We start from the raw sequence: 19,595 nt of genomic DNA, 5'->3' as shown, positions 1-19,595 counted from the left end.
GTCTGATGTCGAACGAAGCGAAGCTGCGCGAGTACCTCAAGCGGGTGACTGCCGACCTCAGGGACACCAGCCAACGACTTCAGCAGGTCGAGGACAGGGCAGGCGAACCGATCGCGATCGTCGGCATGGCGTGCAGGTTCCCCGGCGGGGTGAGCTCGCCGGAGGAACTGTGGCAGTTGGTCGCCGACGGCGGGGACGCGGTCGGCGAGTTCCCCGCCGACCGGGGCTGGGACGTGGCGAACCTGTACGACCCGGATCCGGACAACCCGAAGACCACCTACGCGAGCGAAGGCGGGTTCCTTCGCCAGGTGGCCGACTTCGACGCGGACTTCTTCGGCATCTCGCCGCGTGAGGCGCTGGCGATGGACCCGCAGCAGCGGCTGCTGCTGGAGACCTCGTGGGAGGTGTTCGAGCGGGCCGGGATCGACCCGACGAGCATGCGCGGCAGCACGGCCGGCGTGTTCGTCGGGTGCAGCAGCCAGGACTACATCGCCGGTATGCGCGAGATCCCCGGCGAGCTGGCCGGGCACCTGATGACGGGCAACTCCGCGGCCGTGGTGTCGGGCAGGCTGGCGTACACCTTCGGCCTCGAGGGCCTGGCTGTCACCGTGGACACGGCGTGTTCGTCGTCGCTGGTCGCGCTGCACCTGGCTGTCCAGGCGCTGCGGGCGGGCGAGTGCGACATGGCGCTGGCCGGTGGCGTGATGGTGATGTCCACGCCCGCTGTCTTCGTGGCGTTCTCGCAGCAGCGGGGGCTCGCCCCGGACAGCCGCTGCAAGCCGTTCGCCGAAGCAGCCGACGGCACCAGCCTCGCCGAAGGCGTCGGTGTCGTGCTCGTCGAGCGCCTGTCGGACGCTGTCCGCAACGGCCACCAGGTGCTGGCGGTCGTCCGCGGTTCCGCGGTGAACTCCGACGGCGCGTCGAACGGGCTGACCGCCCCGAACGGCACCGCGCAGCGACGCGTGATCAACGAGGCGCTGCGCGGTGCCGGGCTGGCCGCGTCCGATGTGGACGCCGTCGAGGCGCACGGCACAGGAACGGCGCTGGGCGACCCGATCGAAGCGCACGCCTTGCTCGCGACGTACGGCAAGGACCGCGACCGTCCGCTGTGGCTCGGGTCGGTGAAGTCGAACCTCGGGCACTCGCAGTCCGCCGCGGGCATCGCCGGGGTGATGAAGATGGTGATGGCGATGCGGCACGGCGTGCTGCCGCAGTCGCTGCACATCGACACGCCTTCGTCTCATGTGGACTGGTCGACGGGTGACGTGCGGCTGCTGACCGAGCCGGTGCCGTGGACGACGGACGGCGCACCGCGCCGGGCCGGGGTCTCCTCGTTCGGGCTCAGCGGTACGAACGCGCACGTGATCCTGGAGCAGGCACCGGCAGGGGAAACGCCGCCGGGGCGGCCGGCGGTGCCGGGGCCGGTGGCGTGGCCGCTGTCGGCGAGATCGCCGCAAGCCCTGCGGGCCCAGGCGAAGCGGCTGCTGGCCCGGCTGGCCACCGACGACCTCGACGCCGTGGACGTGGCGTACTCGCTGGCCACCGGGCGGGCCGGTCTCGACTGCCGTGCCGTTGTCGTGGGCGAGGACCGCGCCGAACTGCTCGAGAGGCTGGGCGCGCTGGCCGCGGGTGACGTGGTGAGCGGTGTCGTGACAGGCGAGGAGAGCACCGGCCGGACCGGATTCCTCTTCCCCGGCCAGGGATCGCAGACGCTGGGCATGGGCCGCGAGCTGTGCGCCACCTACCCGGTGTTCGCGCGCGCCTTCGACGAGGTGTGCGCGATCCTCGACACCGAACTGGGCACCTCACTGCGTGCGGTGATCTGGGGCGAGGACGCGGACGTGGTGAACCAGACCATGTTCGCCCAGTCCGGGTTGTTCGCCGTCGAGGTGGCACTGGCCAGGTTGCTGGAGTCGTGGGGCGTGCGCCCGGACTACCTGGTCGGCCACTCCGTCGGCGAGATCACCGCGGCGCACGTCGCCGGTGTGCTGTCGCTGGAGGACGCCGGCCGGATGGTGGTCGCGCGCGGCCGACTGATGCAGGCGCTGCCGTCTGGCGGCATGATGCTGTCGGTCGACGCTCCGCTGCACCAGGTCGAGCCGTTGCTGACCGGGCGCGAGGACGTCGCCGTCGCGGCGGTGAACGGCGCGCGGCGGGTGGTCGTTTCCGGCGCGAGGGACGCCGTCCTCGAAATCGAGGAAACCCTGACCGAGCAGCGGATCAGAGTTCGGCCACTGCGGGTGTCCCACGCCTTCCACTCGCCGCTGATGGACCCGATGCTCGACGAGTTCGCGACTGTCGTCGCCACGGTGTCCTTCAGCCGGCCGCGGATTCCCATCGTGTCCACGGTGCTCGGCGAACTCGACATGACGTCGCCGGAGTACTGGGTTCGGCAGGTGCGGGAACCGGTGCGGTTCGCCGACGCCGTGGCGGCCCTGTCGGCCAAGGGCGTCACCCGGTTCGTCGACGTCGGCCCAGGCGGCGCGCTGGCGTCCCTCGTCCAGGAGGACGTGCTCGACAGCGTCACGGTCGCCGTGATGCGGCGTGACAAAGCCGAGGCGCGGACGGCGGTCGAGGCGCTCGCGCAGTTGTACGTCAAGGGCGCGGCGGTCCGGTGGGACGCGCTCAACCCGGGGGCTCGGCGGGTGGATCTGCCCACGTACGCCTTCCAGCGCGAGCGGTTCTGGGTCGACGCGGACGCCGCCGACGAGGTCGTCGCGGACCCGGTCGAGTCGGAGTTCTGGGACGCGGTCGGCAACGAGGACCTCACAGCCCTGGCGGCCACGCTGGGCATGTCCGGGCTCGACGACGAGCTGAGCGCGGTGCTGCCCAAGCTCTCCGCGTGGTACCGGCGCCGCCGCGACCGCCGGGAGACCGATCGCTGCCGGTACCGCGTCGGTTGGCGTGCCGTCGACGTCCCGGTGGGGACGAGGTTGTCGGGCACATGGCTGCTTGTCGTCCCTGCCTCGGATTCCGGTGAGCTCGCGGCGGGTGTCGCCGAGCGCCTGACGGCCGGTGGTGCCTCGGTCGTCCAGATCGGTGTCGAGCACGACGAGTTGGCCAAGTCGGTGCTCGTTGATCGGATCGCGGCGGCGACCGACCTGGACCACGTGGCCGGTGTGGTGTCGTTGCTCGGCGTCGACGAGCGTCCCCACCCGGAGCGTCCCACGGTTCGCACCGGGCTGGTGGGCACGATGGCGTTGATCCAGGCCCTGTCGGACCTGAACGCGGGTGCCCGGTTGTGGACGGTGACGCGGAGTGCCGTGTCCACGGGCAACCGGGATGCACTGGCGAACCCCATGCAGGCCCAGGTGTGGGGCCTCGGCCGGGTCGCCGCGATGGAGTACCCCCACACCTGGGGCGGTCTCGTCGACCTGCCGCCGGCCGACGCGGACGACCGGCTCGACCAGCTGGTCGCCGTGCTCGACGGCCCGGAGGACCAGGTCGCTGTCCGCCACGACGGAGTGTTCGCACGGCGACTGCGCCGTGCCTCCGCGGTCGGCACGGGCGCGGGCACAGGGTGGGATCCGGCGGGCAGCACAGTGCTGATCACCGGCGGCTCCGGTGCGCTGGGCGGGCACGTGGCCCGGTGGCTGGCCGCCCGCGGCGTTGGCAAGCTCGTGCTGGCCAGCCGCCGCGGCACGGACGCGCCACCGGTCGAAGGGCTGGCCGGGGTCGAAGTCGCCGTCGTGTCGTGTGACGTGGCCGATCGCGGTGCCGTGGCTGATCTGTTGCGCGCACACCCCATCGACGCCGTTTTCCACACAGCGGGCGTGGTCGCCGACGGGGTGCTGGACTCGATGGACGTCGCCCAGCTGGACCAAGCCGTGTCGGCGAAGGTCGCCGGTGCGGCCAACTTGGACGAGCTGACCAGGGACCGGCCACTGGCCGCGTTCGTGCTGTTCTCGTCGATCGCGGGAGTCCTCGGCACGCCGGGGCAGGCGAACTACGCCGCCGCGAACGCCTACCTCGACGCCTTGGCGCTGCACCGGCGCGCCGAAGGGCTGCCTGCGACGTCGATCGCGTGGGGCGCGTGGGCGGGCGCGGGGATGGCGGAGGTGGCGCTGGACACCGGCGCAACCACGCCGCAGATCCACCGCGGCCTGCGACCACTCGCCGTGGACGCCGCCGTGTCGGCGCTGGGTGACGTTCTCGACCGCGACGAGGCGGGCGTCACGATCGCGGACATCGACTGGGACCAGCTCGCTCCCGTGGTCACGTTGGTGCGCCCGAGCCCGTTCCTCGGCGAACTGCCGCAGGCACGCGGCTCGAACGAGTCCACGCGAGCACAACCGGTCATCGCCGAACGCCTCGCCGGACTCGGCCCGGCCGAACAGCACCGGGTCCTGCTCGACCTCGTGCGCGCCCAGACAGCCGCGGTGCTGGGGCACTCCTCCGCCGCGGACATCGATCCGGAGCGCGCGTTCGACAGCCTGGGCTTCGACTCGCTGACCGCCATCGAACTGCGTGCGCGGCTGGGAGCGGCGACCGGACTGCCGGTCTCCGCCACCGTGGTGTTCGACCACCCCACTCCGACCGCGCTCGCCAGCCACCTCTGGGCCGAGATCTCCGGTGGGCAGGCGCCGGGCACGGCGTTGGCCGCGACGTCCGCGGCCGGCCACGACGATCCGATCGTGATCGTCGGCATGGCCTGCCGTTTCCCCGGTGGTGTGCGCTCGCCGGACGACCTGTGGGCCCTGCTGGCCACGGGGGCCGACGCGATCAGCGGACTGCCGTCCGACCGGGGATGGGACCTGGCCGCGCTGCACGACCCGGCGGGGAGCCGGGCAGGCACGAGCGCCACCCGCGCGGGCGGGTTCCTCGCTGACGCGGCCGATTTTGACGCGGGCTTCTTCGGGATCTCACCCCGCGAGGCCACCGCGATGGACCCGCAGCAACGGCTGCTGCTGGAGACGGCGTGGCAGGCACTCGAGGATGCCGGGATCGACCCCGGCACGTTGAAGGGCAGCCAGAGCGGGGTTTTCGTCGGAACCAGCGGCCAGGACTACGCCTCGCTGTTCATCGCGGCGGGCACAGCCGGGTCCATGGAGGGCTACCTGAGCACCGGCAACGCGGCGAGCGTGTTGTCCGGCCGGGTCGCCTACGCATTGGGACTCGAAGGGCCCGCGGTCACGATGGACACCGCGTGTTCGTCGTCGCTCGTGGCGCTGCACATGGCGGCTGACTCCGTGCGGCGCGGCGAGTGTTCCCTCGCGTTGGCCGGAGGCGTGACCGTCATGTCCACGCCGGTCAACTTCGTCGACCTCTCCCGGCAGGGCGCGCTCGCGCCGGACGGCCGGTGCAAGGCGTTCTCGTCGGCCGCAGACGGCACCGGGTGGGGCGAGGGCACCGGTGTCCTTGTGCTGGAGCGGTTGTCCGACGCGCGGCGCAACGGCCACCCGGTGCTGGCGGTCGTGCGTGGGAGCGCGGTCAACCAGGACGGTGCTTCGAACGGGCTGACCGCGCCGAACGGGCCGTCCCAGCAACGCGTCATCCGCCAGGCCCTGGCCAACGCCGGGCTCGGCACGTCCGATGTGGACGCCGTCGAGGCGCACGGCACCGGAACGGTGCTCGGTGACCCGATCGAGGCGCAGGCCCTGGTGGCGACCTACGGCAGGGACCGGCAGGCCGACCGGCCGCTGTGGCTCGGTTCGGTCAAGTCCAACCTCGGGCACACCCAGGCGGCCGCGGGCGTCGCCGGTGTGATCAAGATGGTGCTCGCCATGCGGCACGGGATGTTGCCGCGCACGCTGCACGCCGACGAGCCGACGCCGCACGTCGACTGGTCCGCGGGCTCCGTCCGGCTGCTGACCGAGCCGGTTTCCTGGAGCGACGACCGCGGTCCGCGACGCGCGGGCGTGTCCTCCTTCGGCCTCAGCGGCACCAACGCGCACGTCGTGATCGAACAGGCACCGCGGGAAGCGGACGACCGGGAACCGGGAACACCGGTCCCGTCGCCGACGTGGGTCCTGACGGCCAAGACGAGCCAGGCCCTGACCGATCAGGCCGCGAGGCTGCGCGCGCACCTGGCGGCCAACCCCGGCCTCGAACCGGGCAGTGTGGCGTACTCGCTGGCCACGACTCGTGCCGCGTTCGAACACCGCGCCGCCGTGACAGGTGCCGGCCGGGCCGAGCTGATGGTGGGTTTGGACGCGTTGAGCCGTGGCGAGCACGCGGACAACGTGGTCACCGGCCGCGCGGCACGTCGGGGCGACCCGGTTTTCGTGTTCCCCTCGCAGGGGCCGCAGTGGGCACGCGTGGGACGGGACCTGATGGAGTCCTCGCCGGTGTTCGCCGCGCGGATGGCCGAGTGTGCCGCCGCGCTGGACTCGTACGTCGACTGGTCGCTGCTCGACGTCATGCGGGGCGCGCCGGGCGCGCCCGCGGTGGAACGGGTCGACGTGCTGCGGCCTGTGCTGTGGGCGGCGATGGTGTCCCTCGCCGAGCTGTGGCAGTCGATGGGCGTGCGGCCAGCCGCCGTCGTCGGTCATTCACACGGCGAGATCGCCGCGGCTTGCGTGGCGGGCATCCTGTCTCTGTCCGACGGTGCCCGCGTAGTGGTTTCCCGTGGCACGGCGGGTGACGACGGTGTGGAGGACGTGCGGCCCGTAGCGGGCTCGGTGCCGTTCTTCTCGACGGTGGACGGCACGTGGCTGGCTGGTCCGGAGTTGGACGCCGGATACTGGTACCGCAACCGCCAGCAGCCCGCGCGGTTCGATCAGGCGGTGCACGCCCTGCTGGCTGCGGAGCACGGAGTGTTCCTGGAGATCAGTGCGGACCCTGTTCTGACGCCGGTGATTTCGCAACTGGTGGGCGCCGGCGCGGTCGTGCTCGATTCGCTGCACCGCGACACCGGAGCCGTGCGCGCGATGACCGAGTCGCTCGCGAACGGCTACGTCCACGGCATGGCAGTGGACTGGGCTGTCCGGTACGCGAGCAGTGACGTGCGCCGGGTTCCGCTGCCGACGTACGCGTTCCAGCGCTCGCGGTTCTGGATCGACGTCACCGGTTTGCGGGTCGGCGGCGGCGCACGTGCCGCGTCGGACTCGGAAGCCCGGTTCTGGCAGGCCGTCGACAGCGCGGACCCGAGGTCGCTGGCTCGCGCGCTGGGCGACCGGGTGGACGAGGAATCGCTGAGCGGCCTGCTGCCCGCGTTGTCCGAGTGGCGCCGCGAGCAGCTTGACGTGTCCACTTTGGATTCAATGCGGTACGGGACCGGGTGGGCGCGGCTGACGGGCTCGGCATCAGGTGTGCTTACCGGGCGTTGGCTGGTGCTTGGCGGGGACGCCGCCGTCGTCGACGGTCTTCGCCAGCGCGGCGCGGACGTCGTCGAGGTCGCCGTCGACACGGCGACGGCCGATCGGCACAGCATGGCGGCGGTGCTGCGGGCACAGGTCGCGGACGGGCCCCTCGTCGGGGTGCTTTCCTTGCTGGGCCTGGACGAACGCCCGCACGACGAACACGTCTCAGTGCCTGTTGGGCTGGCCGCGACTCTCGCACTCGTGCAGGCGCTGGCGGACTTCGCCGTCGACACGACAGTCTGGTGCGTGACCAGAGGGGCGGTATCGACCGACGCCTCCGACACGCCACCCAACCCGGTGCAGTCGATGGTGTGGGGTTTCGGCCGGGTCGCCGCGCTGGAACACCCGGACACCTGGGGCGGGCTCGTCGACTTGCCCGGTGACCTGGATTCCCGGTCGCTGGACCGGTTGGCGGCGGTGCTGACCGGAAACACCGGCGAGGACCAGGTGGCGATCAGGGACACGGGCGTGTACGCGCATCGCCTCGTGCGGTCACCCATCGAGGGTCGGCAACCTGTCCGGCGCTGGGCACCGCGCGGCACTGTCATCGTCACCGGCGCCACCGGATCGTTGGGTCCGCTGGTCGCTCGTTGGCTGGCGAACGCGGGCGCGGAGCACCTCGTCCTGGTCAGTCGTGCCGGGCTGGACGCTCCCGGAGCAGCGGAGCTCAGTGCGGACCTCACTGCCGAGACCGGTGTCGAGGTCACCACGGTGGCCTGTGACCTGGGCAACCGCGCGGACGTGGTCGCGATGGTCGAGCGGCTCACCGCGGCTGGCCGTGTCGTGCGGGGTGTCTGGCACGCCGCGGCCGTGATCGAACTGGCGTCGCTCGCCGAGACCACTGTGGACGCGGTGGCCGATGTCCTGACCGCCAAGGTGCTCGGCGCCAGATACCTGGACGAGGTCCTTGACGGCGACGCGCTCGACGCCTTCGTGATGTTCAGCTCCATCACCGGCGTGTGGGGCAGTTCGGACCACGCCGCCTACAGCGCGGCCAACGCGTACCTCGACGCGCTCGCCCAGCAGCAGCGTGCCCGCGGCGTTCGCGCCGTGTCCGTCGCGTGGGGCGTCTGGCACGCGGTGAACCCGCTTCGCGGCATGGACGAGGCGATGATCAAGGCCACGAGTGAGCTGCAACGCAGGCGGGGACTGCTGGACTTCACCCCGGAACTGGCGTTCGCGGGTCTGCGGCAGGCGCTTGACCACGACGAGACCACGGTGACCGTCGCCGACATCGACTGGAGCCGGTTCCTGCCGGTCTTCACCTCACTGCGGCCGAACCCCGTGTTCGAGGCGATCGAGAAGGAGCTCGACTCCACCGCGTCGGCCGAGGCCGGGGCGACCGGTGGCACACCGGGCAGGACCGGGCTGGCCGACCGGCTGGGCGCGCTGCCGGAGACGGAACAACACCTGGCGCTGCTGGAGATCGTCCGGGCGCACGCCGCGACGGTCCTCGGGCACGACAGCCCCGAGGCGATCGAGCCCGCACGCCCGTTCCGGGACCTGGGCGTCGACTCCATGACCGCCGTCGACCTGCGCAACGAACTGGCGGCGGCGACCGGTGTGCGGCTGCCGGCCACGCTCGTCTTCGACTACCCGACGCCGGGTGAACTGGCGCACTTCCTGCGTGACCAGGTCCTCGGCGACCGCGGTGCCGCGAAAGCGGGGCCGACACTCGTCGTCACGGCCGCGAACGACGAGCCGATCGCGATCCTCGGCATGGCCTGCCGGTTGCCCGGTGCCGTCCGCAGTCCGGAGGATCTGTGGCAACTGCTGGTCGACGACGGTGACGCCATCACCACGATGCCACCCGGCCGTGGTCTCGACCTGGACGAGATGTACGACCCCGACGGCGCTCAGGCCGGTGGGAGCGACGCCAACAAGGCCGGTTTCCTCATCGGCGCCGAGAACTTCGACCCGGGGTTCTTCGGGATCAGCCCGCGCGAGGCGGTCGTGATGGACCCGCAGCAGCGGCTGCTGCTGGCCACTTCGTGGGAAGGCCTCGAAAGGTCCGGGATCGACCCCAAGGCCCTGCGCGGCACCCAGACCGGTGTGTTCATCGGCACGAGCTTCCAGGGGTACGGCATCGGGGCCGAAGGCGGGTCGGACGGCTACGGCCTGACGAGCAGCGCCGCCAGCATCACGGCGGGCAGACTGGCGTACTTCTACGGGTTCGAAGGCCCCACGTTGACCGTCGACACGGCGTGCTCGTCCTCACTCGTCGCACTGCACCTGGCTGCACAGGCGTTGCGGGCCGGTGAGTGCACGATCGCACTGGCCGGTGGCGCCACGGTGCTGAGCTCGGAACTCGGGATGGCCTCGTTCGTCGAGTTCTCCCGGCAGAGCGGGCTGGCGCCGGACGGCCGCAGCAAGGCGTTCGCGGCCGCCGCGGACGGCATGAGCATCGGCGAGGGTGTGGGTGTCCTCGTGCTGGCGCGGCTGTCGGACGCGCAGCGCCTCGGCTACCCGGTGCTCGCCGTGGTCAGGGGATCCGCGGTGAACTCCGACGGCGCCTCCAACGGCCTGACCGCGCCCAACGGCCCCGCGCAGCAGCGGGTGATCCGCCAGGCGCTGGCCAACGCGGGCGTCTCGATGTCCGAAGTGGACATGGTGGAGGCGCACGGGACGGGAACGCGGCTCGGCGACCCGATCGAGGCGCACGCGCTGCTGGCGACCTACGGCCAGGACCGGCCTGCGCAGCGTCCGCTGTGGATCGGCTCGGTCAAGTCGAACATCGGTCACGCCCAGGCAGCGGCGGGTGTGGCGAGTGTGATCAAGGCCGTGCTGTCCATCCGCAACGGTGCCATGCCGCGGACGTTGCACGTCGACGAGCCGACGCCGCACGTCGACTGGTCGGCTGGTGCGGTCCGGCTGGTGACCGAGCCCAGGGACTGGCCGACTGCCGAATGGCCACGCCGTGCCGGCGTCTCCTCGTTCGGCATCAGCGGGACCAACGCCCACATCATCCTCGAGCAGGCCCCACCAGCGGCCGAGCCCGCACCGGGAGCGACCGCCCCGGAGGTTCTCGCCCTGCTCGTGAGCGGCAAGACCGAGCAGGCACTGCGGGCCCAAGCCGGCCGTTTGCTCGATGTGGTCCAGCAGGGGACCGACCTGACGGACCTCGCCTACTCGCTGGTGACCACGCGGTCCGCTTTGGAACGACGTGCCGTGGTGCTCGGGTCCGATCTCGGCGACCTGCGCGACGGCCTGGCCGCGATGGCGGACGGCGCGGCGCATTCGGGCGTGATCCGCGGCGACGTTGCTGACGGCAGGCTGGCGCTGATGTTCGCGGGCCAAGGGGTGCAACGACTGGGCATGGGACAGCGCCTCGCCGAGCGGTTCCCGGTGTTCGCCGACGCCTTCGACGCCGTGTGCGCGCAGTTGGACGGCCACCTGGAACGGCCGCTGCGGGAGGTGGTGTGGGGCGACGAGGCAGCACTGGACCGGACCACGTACACGCAACCCGCGCTGTTCGCGATCGAAGTGGCGTTGTACCGGCTGATCGAGTCGTGGGGAGTCGTCCCGGACTACCTGATGGGTCATTCGCTCGGGGAGATCGCCGCCGCTCACGTGGCGGGTGTGTTGTCCCTCGATGACGCCTGCACGCTGATCAGCGCCCGTGGCAGGCTGATGGACTCGTCGGCCCCATCCGGGATGATGGTGTCCGTCCGGGCACCTGAGGCGGAAGTCCGCGAATTGCTGGCGGCGCACGCGGACACGGCTGGTGTCGCCGCCGTCAACGGCATGTCGTCGGTGGTCGTCTCGGGCAGTGCGGACGCTGTTCTCGCTGTGACGGCGGAACTCGGCCGTCGTGGGCACACGACCCGTGTGCTGCAGCGGGCGTACGCGTTCCACTCGCCGCTGATGGACCCGGTGCTGGCGGAGTTCCGCGCGGTCGCCGGCGGCCTGTCGTACTCCCCGCCGCGGATTCCCATTGTGTCCACTGTGTACGGACGGATCGCGTCGGCGGACGAGTTGTGCTCGCCCGACTACTGGGTGGAGCACGCCCGCGCGACCGTTCGCTTCCGTGATGCGGTGAAGTGGCTGGCGGCCGAGGGAATCACCCGGTTGCTCGAGGTGACGCCGGACAGCACGCTCACCAGCATGGCGCTCGACTGCCTGGGCGAGTCCTCCGATGAGGACGGGTCACGGTGGGCACGGAATCCGGTGGTCGCGCCGCTGCAGCGCCGCGACCGGCCCGAGGTCCGCGTGTTCCTCGAAGCGATCGCGTCGCTGCACACCAACGGCCAGGACGTCCGGTGGCGGACTATGTTCGACGGGGTCGCCGTCAACCGGATCGACCTGCCGACGTACGCCTTCCAGGAGGAGCGCTACTGGGTCGCCCCTGCTGTCGTGCGCGCCGAGGACCCCGCCGCGATCGGGCAGCACGCCACGGGACACCCGTTGTTGGGTGCCGCGGTCGACCTGCCGGGGTCGGGCGGTGTGGTGCTCACCGGGCGGCTGTCGGTGCGGACGCAGCCATGGCTGGCCGACCACGTGGTCGCCGGTTCGGTGCTGTTCCCCGGTACCGGCTTCATGGAACTGGTGGTCCGGGCGGGTGACCAGGTCGGGACCCCGGTGATCGAGGAACTCACCGTGCCGGTGCCGCTGGTGCTGCCCGAACAGGGCGCCGTGTGGGTCCAGGTCGTCGTCGCGGCAGCGGACGAGACAGGTGCCCGGCCGGTCAGCGTGTACGCCCGTCCCGCCGCCGACGCGTCCGACGCGGAGTGGACCTGCCATGCGGAAGGCACGCTCGGCGCCCGGCTGGTGCCGGGCGGGTCCCCCGAGCGGCAGTGGCCGCCCACCGGGGCCGAACCCGTCGACCTCACGGGATTCTACGAGCGTTTCCGGCAGGTCGGCCTGGACTACGGTCCCGCGTTCCGTGGGCTGCGCTCGGCGTGGCGCCGGGGCAACCAGGTGTTCGCCGAGGTGGAACTGCCCGAGGACATGCAGTCGGACGCGAGCCGCTACGGACTGCACCCGGCCTTGCTCGACGCCGCACTGCAGAGTTCCGGCATCGTCGCGGCAACCGGCCAGGAGACGCGGTTGCCGTTCGCCTGGTCGGGTGTCGCGCTGCACGCAGCCGGAGCGTCGGTGCTGCGGGTCAGCCTGGACGCGACCGACCTCGGTGACGTCTCCGTGGAGGTCGCGGACGTCCTCGGCTCACCCGTGGCGTCGATCAGTTCGATCGCCACGCGCCCGATGGCGGCCGTGCGGCCGTCCGCGGCCGTCCACCACGACTCGCTGTTCCGAGTGGACTGGACGGCGTGGGCCGCGACCGCTCCCGGCACCGGCGGGACCGCCGTGTGGCTGAGGGAGACCGGTAGCTCCCCGGACTTGGCCGCGGCGCGGTCCTCGGCACCGGAGATCGTGGTCGCGGACATCCTGCCCACGTCGGACACGGCTGACATGCCGTCGGCGACCAGTTCGGCGGTTCGGCGTACCGCGCGGTTGCTCCAGGACTGGTTCGCGGCGGACAACCTCGACGCCGCCCACCTCGTCGTACTGACGCGGGGCGCCGTGCCAGCGGGTGCGGCGGTGAGCGACCCGGGGCAGGCCGCCGTCCACGGCCTGGTGCGTTCGGCGCAATCGGAGAACCCCGGCCGGATCACGCTGATCGACCTCGACGACGAGGTCCGCTCCGACGACGACGTGCTCACCGTCGCCCGTCAGGCAATCACCGCCGGCGAACCCGAGCTCGCCGTCCGAGCAGGTGCCGTCCTCGTCCCCAGGCTGGCCAGGGTGGCAAGGTCGGACGACGACAGCGGACCGCGTTGGCAGCGCGCGGGAACCGTGCTGATCACAGGGGGGACCGGGGACCTCGGTGCCGCCGCGGCCCGCCACCTGGTCGTCAACCACGGCGTCCGGCACCTGGTACTCGCCAGCCGCCGGGGTTTGGCGGCGCCGGGTGCGCAACGCCTCCAGGCAGAGCTGGTCGAGCTGGGTGCGGAAGTCGTTGTCGAGGCCTGTGACGTGGCCGACCGCGCGGAGGTGGAGCGGTTGCTCGCCGGGATCGACGCCCGGCACCCGCTCACAGCTGTCGTGCACACCGCCGGTGTGCTGGACGACGGCGTGATCACCGCGTTGACCCCAGAACGGATCGACACCGTGCTCCGGCCGAAGGTCGACGCGGCCTGGCACCTGCACGAGCTGACGAAGGACGTGGACCTCGCCGCGTTCGTGCTGTTCTCCTCGGCAGCCGGTGTGCTCGGCACGGCGGGACAGGGCAGCTACGCGGCAGCGAACTCCTTCATGGACGCCTTGGCGCTGCACCGGCGAGCCCGTGGCCTGCCGGGGCACTCACTGGCGTGGGGACTGTGGGCCCAGACCGGCGGGATGGCCGGTGCGATGGCCGACGTGAACCGGTCGAGGCTGACCAGGGACGGCGGCATGGCTCTGTCGCTCGACCAGGGATTCGGCCTGATGGACACCGCGACGGGGCTCGCCGAGCCCCTGCTGGTGCCCATGCGGGCGACGGCGCCCACAGCAGACGCCGTTCCGGCGATCCTGCGCGCATTGGTGCCAGCCAGCCGCCGGACAGCCGCCAACCGGCCACAGGCAGGGGCGCTCTCGGCGCGTGACCGGCTGACCGGCCTCGACCACGCCGCACGTCTCCAGTCCCTGCTGGAAATCGTCCGCGGACAGGTCGCGGCGGTGCTGGCCTTCCGCTCGGCCGCCGAGGTCGAGCCCGCGACGGCGTTCCAGGACCTCGGCTTCGACTCGCTGACCGCCATCGAGATGCGCAACGGACTGGCCGGGGAGACTGGGCTGCGCCTGCCCGCGACGCTGATCTTCGACTACCCGAACCCGTTGCGGCTCGCCGAGTTCCTCCGTGAGCAGATCTTCGGCGCGGACGAGGCGGCGCCCGCGGTCGTGTCGACGGTCGCGGTGGACGACGACCCGATCGTCATCGTCGGCATGGCCTGCCGGTACCCGGGCGGCGTGAGGTCACCCGAGGACCTGTGGGACCTGGTGATGCGTGACGGCGACGCGGTCACGGAGTTCCCCGTGGACCGCGGCTGGGACGTCGCCGCGTTCTACGACCCCGACCCGGACCGGCAGGGGATGAGCTACGTCCGGGAAGGCGGTTTCCTGCACGACGCCGCGGAGTTCGACCCCGCGTTCTTCGGGATCTCGCCGCGTGAGGCGTTGGCGATGGACCCGCAGCAGCGGTTGATGCTCGAAGTGTCGTGGGAAGCCGTCGAACGGGCGGGGATGGACCCGGCGACGTTGCGGGGCAGCCGGACCGGTGTGTTCGCGGGCCTGATGTACCACGACTACGCGGCCCGTGTCTGGGGTTCGGTGTCCGACGACGTGCTCGCGTTCCTCGGCAACGGCAACTCGGGCAGCATCCTTTCCGGACGTATCGCCTACACGTTGGGTCTTGAGGGTCCTGCGGTGACGGTGGACACGGCGTGTTCGTCGTCGTTGGTGGCGTTGCATTTGGCCGCGCAGGCGTTGCGTTCCGGTGAGTGCGACTTGGCGTTGGCCGGTGGTGTCACGGTGATGGCCACACCGACCGGGTTCGTCGAGTTCTCCCGGCAGCGCGGTCTCGCTCCGGATGGCCGCTGCAAGTCTTTTGCGGCTGGTGCTGATGGGACGGGTTGGTCCGAGGGTGCTGGTTTGTTGTTGGTGCAGCGTTTGTCGGATGCTCGGCGTGATGGTCGTCGGGTGTTGGGTGTGGTTCGTGGTAGTGCGGTGAATCAGGATGGTGCGTCGAATGGTTTGACGGCTCCGAATGGTCCGTCGCAGCAGCGGGTGATTCGTGCGGCGTTGGCGGGTGCTGGTCTTGGTGTGTCTGATGTGGATGTGGTGGAGGCGCACGGTACGGGTACGAGGCTGGGTGATCCGATTGAGGCGCAGGCTTTGATCGCGACGTATGGTCAGGGTCGGGTTCGTCCGTTGTTGTTGGGTTCGATCAAGTCGAATCTTGGTCATACGCAGGCGGCTGCTGGTGTTGCTGGTGTGATCAAGATGGTGATGGCGATGCGGCATGGTGTGTTGCCGCGGTCGTTGCATGTCGACGAGCCGACACCGCACGTGGATTGGACCGCTGGTTCCGTCGAGCTGCTCACCGAGCAGGTCGGCTGGCCGGACGTGGCGCGCCCGCGTCGAGCTGGGATCTCGTCCTTCGGGATCAGCGGGACCAACGCGCACGTGATCCTGGAACAAGCACCGGACGAATCGCTTGTGCGACCGCGACCCGCCCGGCAAGGAGTCGTGCCGTGGCTGCTTTCCGCCAAGAGCCAGGAAGTGCTCCGGGCCCAGGCCGCGCGCCTCGTGTCCTATGTGGAGAACAACAGCGAGGTTCCCCCGGTCGATGTCGCGTCGTCCCTGGCGACGACCCGGTCCGGCTTCCCGTTCCGGGTGGCCGTCGTCGGACGGGAGCGGGATGCTCTCCTGGCCGGTCTGGCGGCGGTCGCCGACAGCGCCGAGCACCCGGGAGTCGTCCGTGACGCCCCGACCACGGGTGGCCTTGCGTTCGCGTTCTCTGGTCAGGGTTCGCAGGTGGTGGGGATGGGTCGTGGTTTGGCGGAGTCGTTCCCGGTGTTCGGTTCGGTTTTTGGTGAGGTGTGTGGGTTGGTTGATGCTGAGTTGGGTGGTTCGTTGGCTGAGGTGTTGTGGGGTGGTGATGGGGGTGTGGTGGATCGGACTGTGTTTGCTCAGGTTGGTTTGTTCGCGGTTGAGGTGTCGTTGTTTCGGTTGTTGGAGTCGTGGGGTGTGCGGCCGGATTATCTGGTGGGTCATTCGGTGGGTGAGGTTGCTGCGGCGTGTGTGTCGGGTGTGTTGTCGTTGGGTGATGCGGTGCGGTTGGTGGTGGCGCGTGGTCGGTTGATGCAGGGGTTGCCGGGTGGTGGGGCGATGGTGTCGGTGGCGGCGCCGGTGGCGGAGGTGGTTGCTCGGGTTGAGGGTGTGTCGGGTGTTGGTGTTGCGGCGGTGAATGGTCCTCGTCAGGTGGTGGTTTCGGGTGTTGAGTCGGTGGTGTTGGGGGTTGTTGAGGGTTTCGCGGCGGAGGGTGTGCGGACGCGTCGGTTGCGTGTGTCGCATGCGTTTCATTCGTCGTTGATGGAGCCGATGCTGGTGGAGTTCGAGCGGGTTGTTGGTGGCCTCTCGTTCGGTGAGCCGCGGATTCCGGTTGTGTCGACGGTGGGTGCCGGACTGGACATGAGCACCCCTCAGTATTGGGTTCGGCAGGTCCGTGAGCCTGTGCTGTTCGCTGACGCCGTGGCACGGGTGGCGGAGCAGGGCGTCACGAGGTTCGTGGAGATCGGTCCGGGGTCGGCGTTGACGGCGTTGATCCACGATTGTTTGTCCCTGGACAAGGCCAGTCTGGTGGTTCCCACACTGCGACGGGACACCGACGAGGAGGAATCGTTGACCGAGGCGGTCAGCAGGCTGCACGTCTCCGGGCACACTGTCGACTGGCAGGCGTTTTTCGCACACCACCACGCACGGCGCGTCGAACTGCCGACGTACGCGTTCCAACGGCAGCGGTACTGGCTGACCGCATCGACACGACCTGCGGACCCCGCGGGTGTGGGGCAGCACAACACCGACCACCCGTTGCTCGGTGCCGCGGTCGCGTTGCCGGATAGCGGAAGCGTGGTGTTCACCGGCCTGCTGTCGATCACCGACCAGCCGTGGCTCGCCGACCACCGGCTGGGCGGGACACCTGTGTTCCCCGGGACGGGCTTCGTCGAACTGTTGACGTATGCGGGAAGCAGCGTCGGCGGCGCCCGGATCGCCGAGTTGACACTGGAAGTGCCGTTGGCGATCCCGCAGACCGGTGGGGTGCACGTCCAGGTGATGGTGAGCGCACCTGACGACAACGGACAGCGTCCGGTGACGATCCATTCCCGGCTGGCCTCGGGTGATCTCGGTGCGCCGTGGACCTGCAACGCCCGAGCAGTGCTGGCACCGGACTCGGCCGCACCTGCGCCGAACCTCGCCGACTGGCCGCCACCCGGCAGTGCGGCACTCGACGTGACCGACTTCTACGACGGAGCGGCCGGTGCCATGTACGGGCCCGCGTTCCAGGGTGTGCGGGCGGCTTGGCACCGCGGCGACGAGATCTTCGCCGAAGTGGAGTTGTCCGACCAGGCAGGGCAGGACACGCACCGCTTCGGCCTGCACCCGGCCCTCCTCGACGGGGCGCTGCAGGTGATCGGCCTGAGCGAGCGCGCCACTGGCACCGCGTTGCTGCCGTTCTCGTGGACGGGTGTCTCGCTGTACGCCGTCGGTGCGTCCGCGCTGCGGGTGCGGCTGGCCTCCTCGGGCGGCGACAAGTGGTCGGTCCAGGTCGCGGACCCGTCCGGCGGGATGGTGTTGTCCGCCGACTCGATGGTCACACGTCCCGTCCCGGTCGAGGCCACCGTCAGCGGCCCCGCCGAGCGGTCGGCCACACTGTTCCGCCTGGACTGGCAGCCGATGTCGACGACCGCTGTCGACTCCGACGCGTCCGCGCTGGTCGGCTGGCTGGGTGCGGAGGAGACCGCGGACGGCCTGTGGCCGGACGTGCGGGCCCTCAGCGCCGCGCTCGATGACGGCGCCACCGTGCCGGACTTCGTGTTCCTCCGGTGCCGGGCGGGCACCGGTGCGGTCCCGGACGCCACCCACGCGGAGACCACACGGGTGCTGGAGGCGTTGCAGCAGTGGCTGTCGGACGACCGGTTGGAAACCACGCGGCTGGTCCTGGTCACGTCGCACGCCGTGCCCGTCGGTGGTTCGGCGGACCACGACCTGACCGCAGCGGCGGTGTGGGGCCTCGTGCGCACCGCCCAGTCGGAGAACCCGGACAGGTTCGTCCTGCTGGACGTGGACCAGGGCACGCCACCGGTCCACGTCCTGCGTGCCGCGGTCGCCGCGGCCGAGTCGCAACTGGTCGTCCGCGGGGGAGAGGTTTTCGTGCCGAGGTTGGCCCGGACGACCGCCCCCACCGAGGGCCCGAAGTGGGAGCCGGCCGGGACGACTCTGGTCACCGGCGGGACCGGTGATCTGGGCGCGGCACTGGCCCGTCACCTCGTCACGGAGCACGGCGTCGAACGCCTGGTCCTGCTCAGCCGACGGGGCATGGCGGCGCAGGGCGCGGCCGAACTGGTCTCGGACCTGACCGCGCTGGGTGCGGACGTGGTCGTCGCCGCCTGCGACGCGGCCGACCGCGCCGCGCTGGCCGAGGTGCTCGCCGCCATCCCCGACGACCATCCGCTGGTCAACGTCGTGCACACGGCGGGTGTCGTCGACGACGGCGTACTCACCTCCTTGACCGGGGCGCGGATGGCCGGGGTCATGCGGCCCAAGGTGGACGCGAGCTGGAACCTGCACGAGCTGACCAAGGACATGTCGCTGTCGGCGTTCGTGTTGTTCTCGTCGGCGGCGGGTCTCATGGGATCGGCGGGACAGGCCAACTACGCGGCAGCCAACGCCTTCGTGGACGCACTCGCCGAGCACAGGACGGCGATGGGCCTTCCCGCGGTGTCGATCGCCTGGGGCGTCTGGGAACAGGCGGGCGGGATGACGGCCGCCCTGAGTGACGCCGACCGATCGCGGCTGGTGCGGTCCGGCACCCTCGCGCTGTCGGCCGAAGACGGGATGGCCATGTTGGACGCCTCGCTGCGGCTGGACCACGCCACGGTCGTCGCGATGCGCGTGGCGCCTGACAGCGGCACGGTGACCGACCTGACCGCCCTGCCCCCTGTGGTCCGGGGCCTCGTCACAGTGCGGCGGCGCACGGCGGAAACCGTCGTGCGGCTGGGTTCGGCGCTGCCCGAGACCTTCGCCGGGATGGACGAACGGGAGCTGGGTGAGCGGTTGCTTGCCGTCGTGCGGGCGTCCACCGCGGACGTGCTGGGCTACGGCTCACCCGACCAGGTCGAGCCGGAGCAGGCGTTCAAGGACCTCGGGTTCGATTCGCTGACCGCTGTCGAGCTGCGCAACGCCCTCAACCGCGTGACCGGGCAACGGTTGCCCGCGACGCTCGTCTTCGACTACCCGACGCCTGTCGAGTTGGCCGAGTACCTGCGTTCGCTGGTCGCTCCCGTGGCGCGTACCGCGTCCGAGGCAGCGCTCGACGACCTTGACCGGTTGGCGAACGCGCTCGCCGCGACGGAGGTGGATGCCGAGGTGCGTTCCCGGTTGCGGGAGCTGGCAGCGCGGTTCGCGCCGAGCGCGAGCGCTGTCGACGGGGCGGAACTGGCGCAGCGGATGGAAACGGCCGAGGCCGACGAGGTTCTCGACTTCATCGACAGGACGTTCGGCGGATCCGGGCGTGACGACCGGAACTGGGGTTGACGATGA

1 protein-coding gene is annotated in these 19,595 nt (G+C 70.9%); it reads left to right on the top strand.

Annotation, left to right across the window (positions count from 1 at the left end):
- Positions 1-5: 5 nt before the first annotated feature.
- Positions 6-19,589, top strand: a complete 19,584-nt coding sequence (locus AOZ06_RS60710) for a type I polyketide synthase (RefSeq protein ID WP_054294056.1) — start codon at positions 6-8, stop codon at positions 19,587-19,589.
- The last annotated feature ends 6 nt before the right edge of the window (positions 19,590-19,595 follow it).

Source organism: Kibdelosporangium phytohabitans, from assembly GCF_001302585.1.
Lineage (GTDB): Bacteria > Actinomycetota > Actinomycetes > Mycobacteriales > Pseudonocardiaceae > Kibdelosporangium > Kibdelosporangium phytohabitans.
The sequence above is the reverse complement of the archived record's forward strand: the minus strand, read 5'-3'. Positions and strand labels throughout refer to the sequence as shown.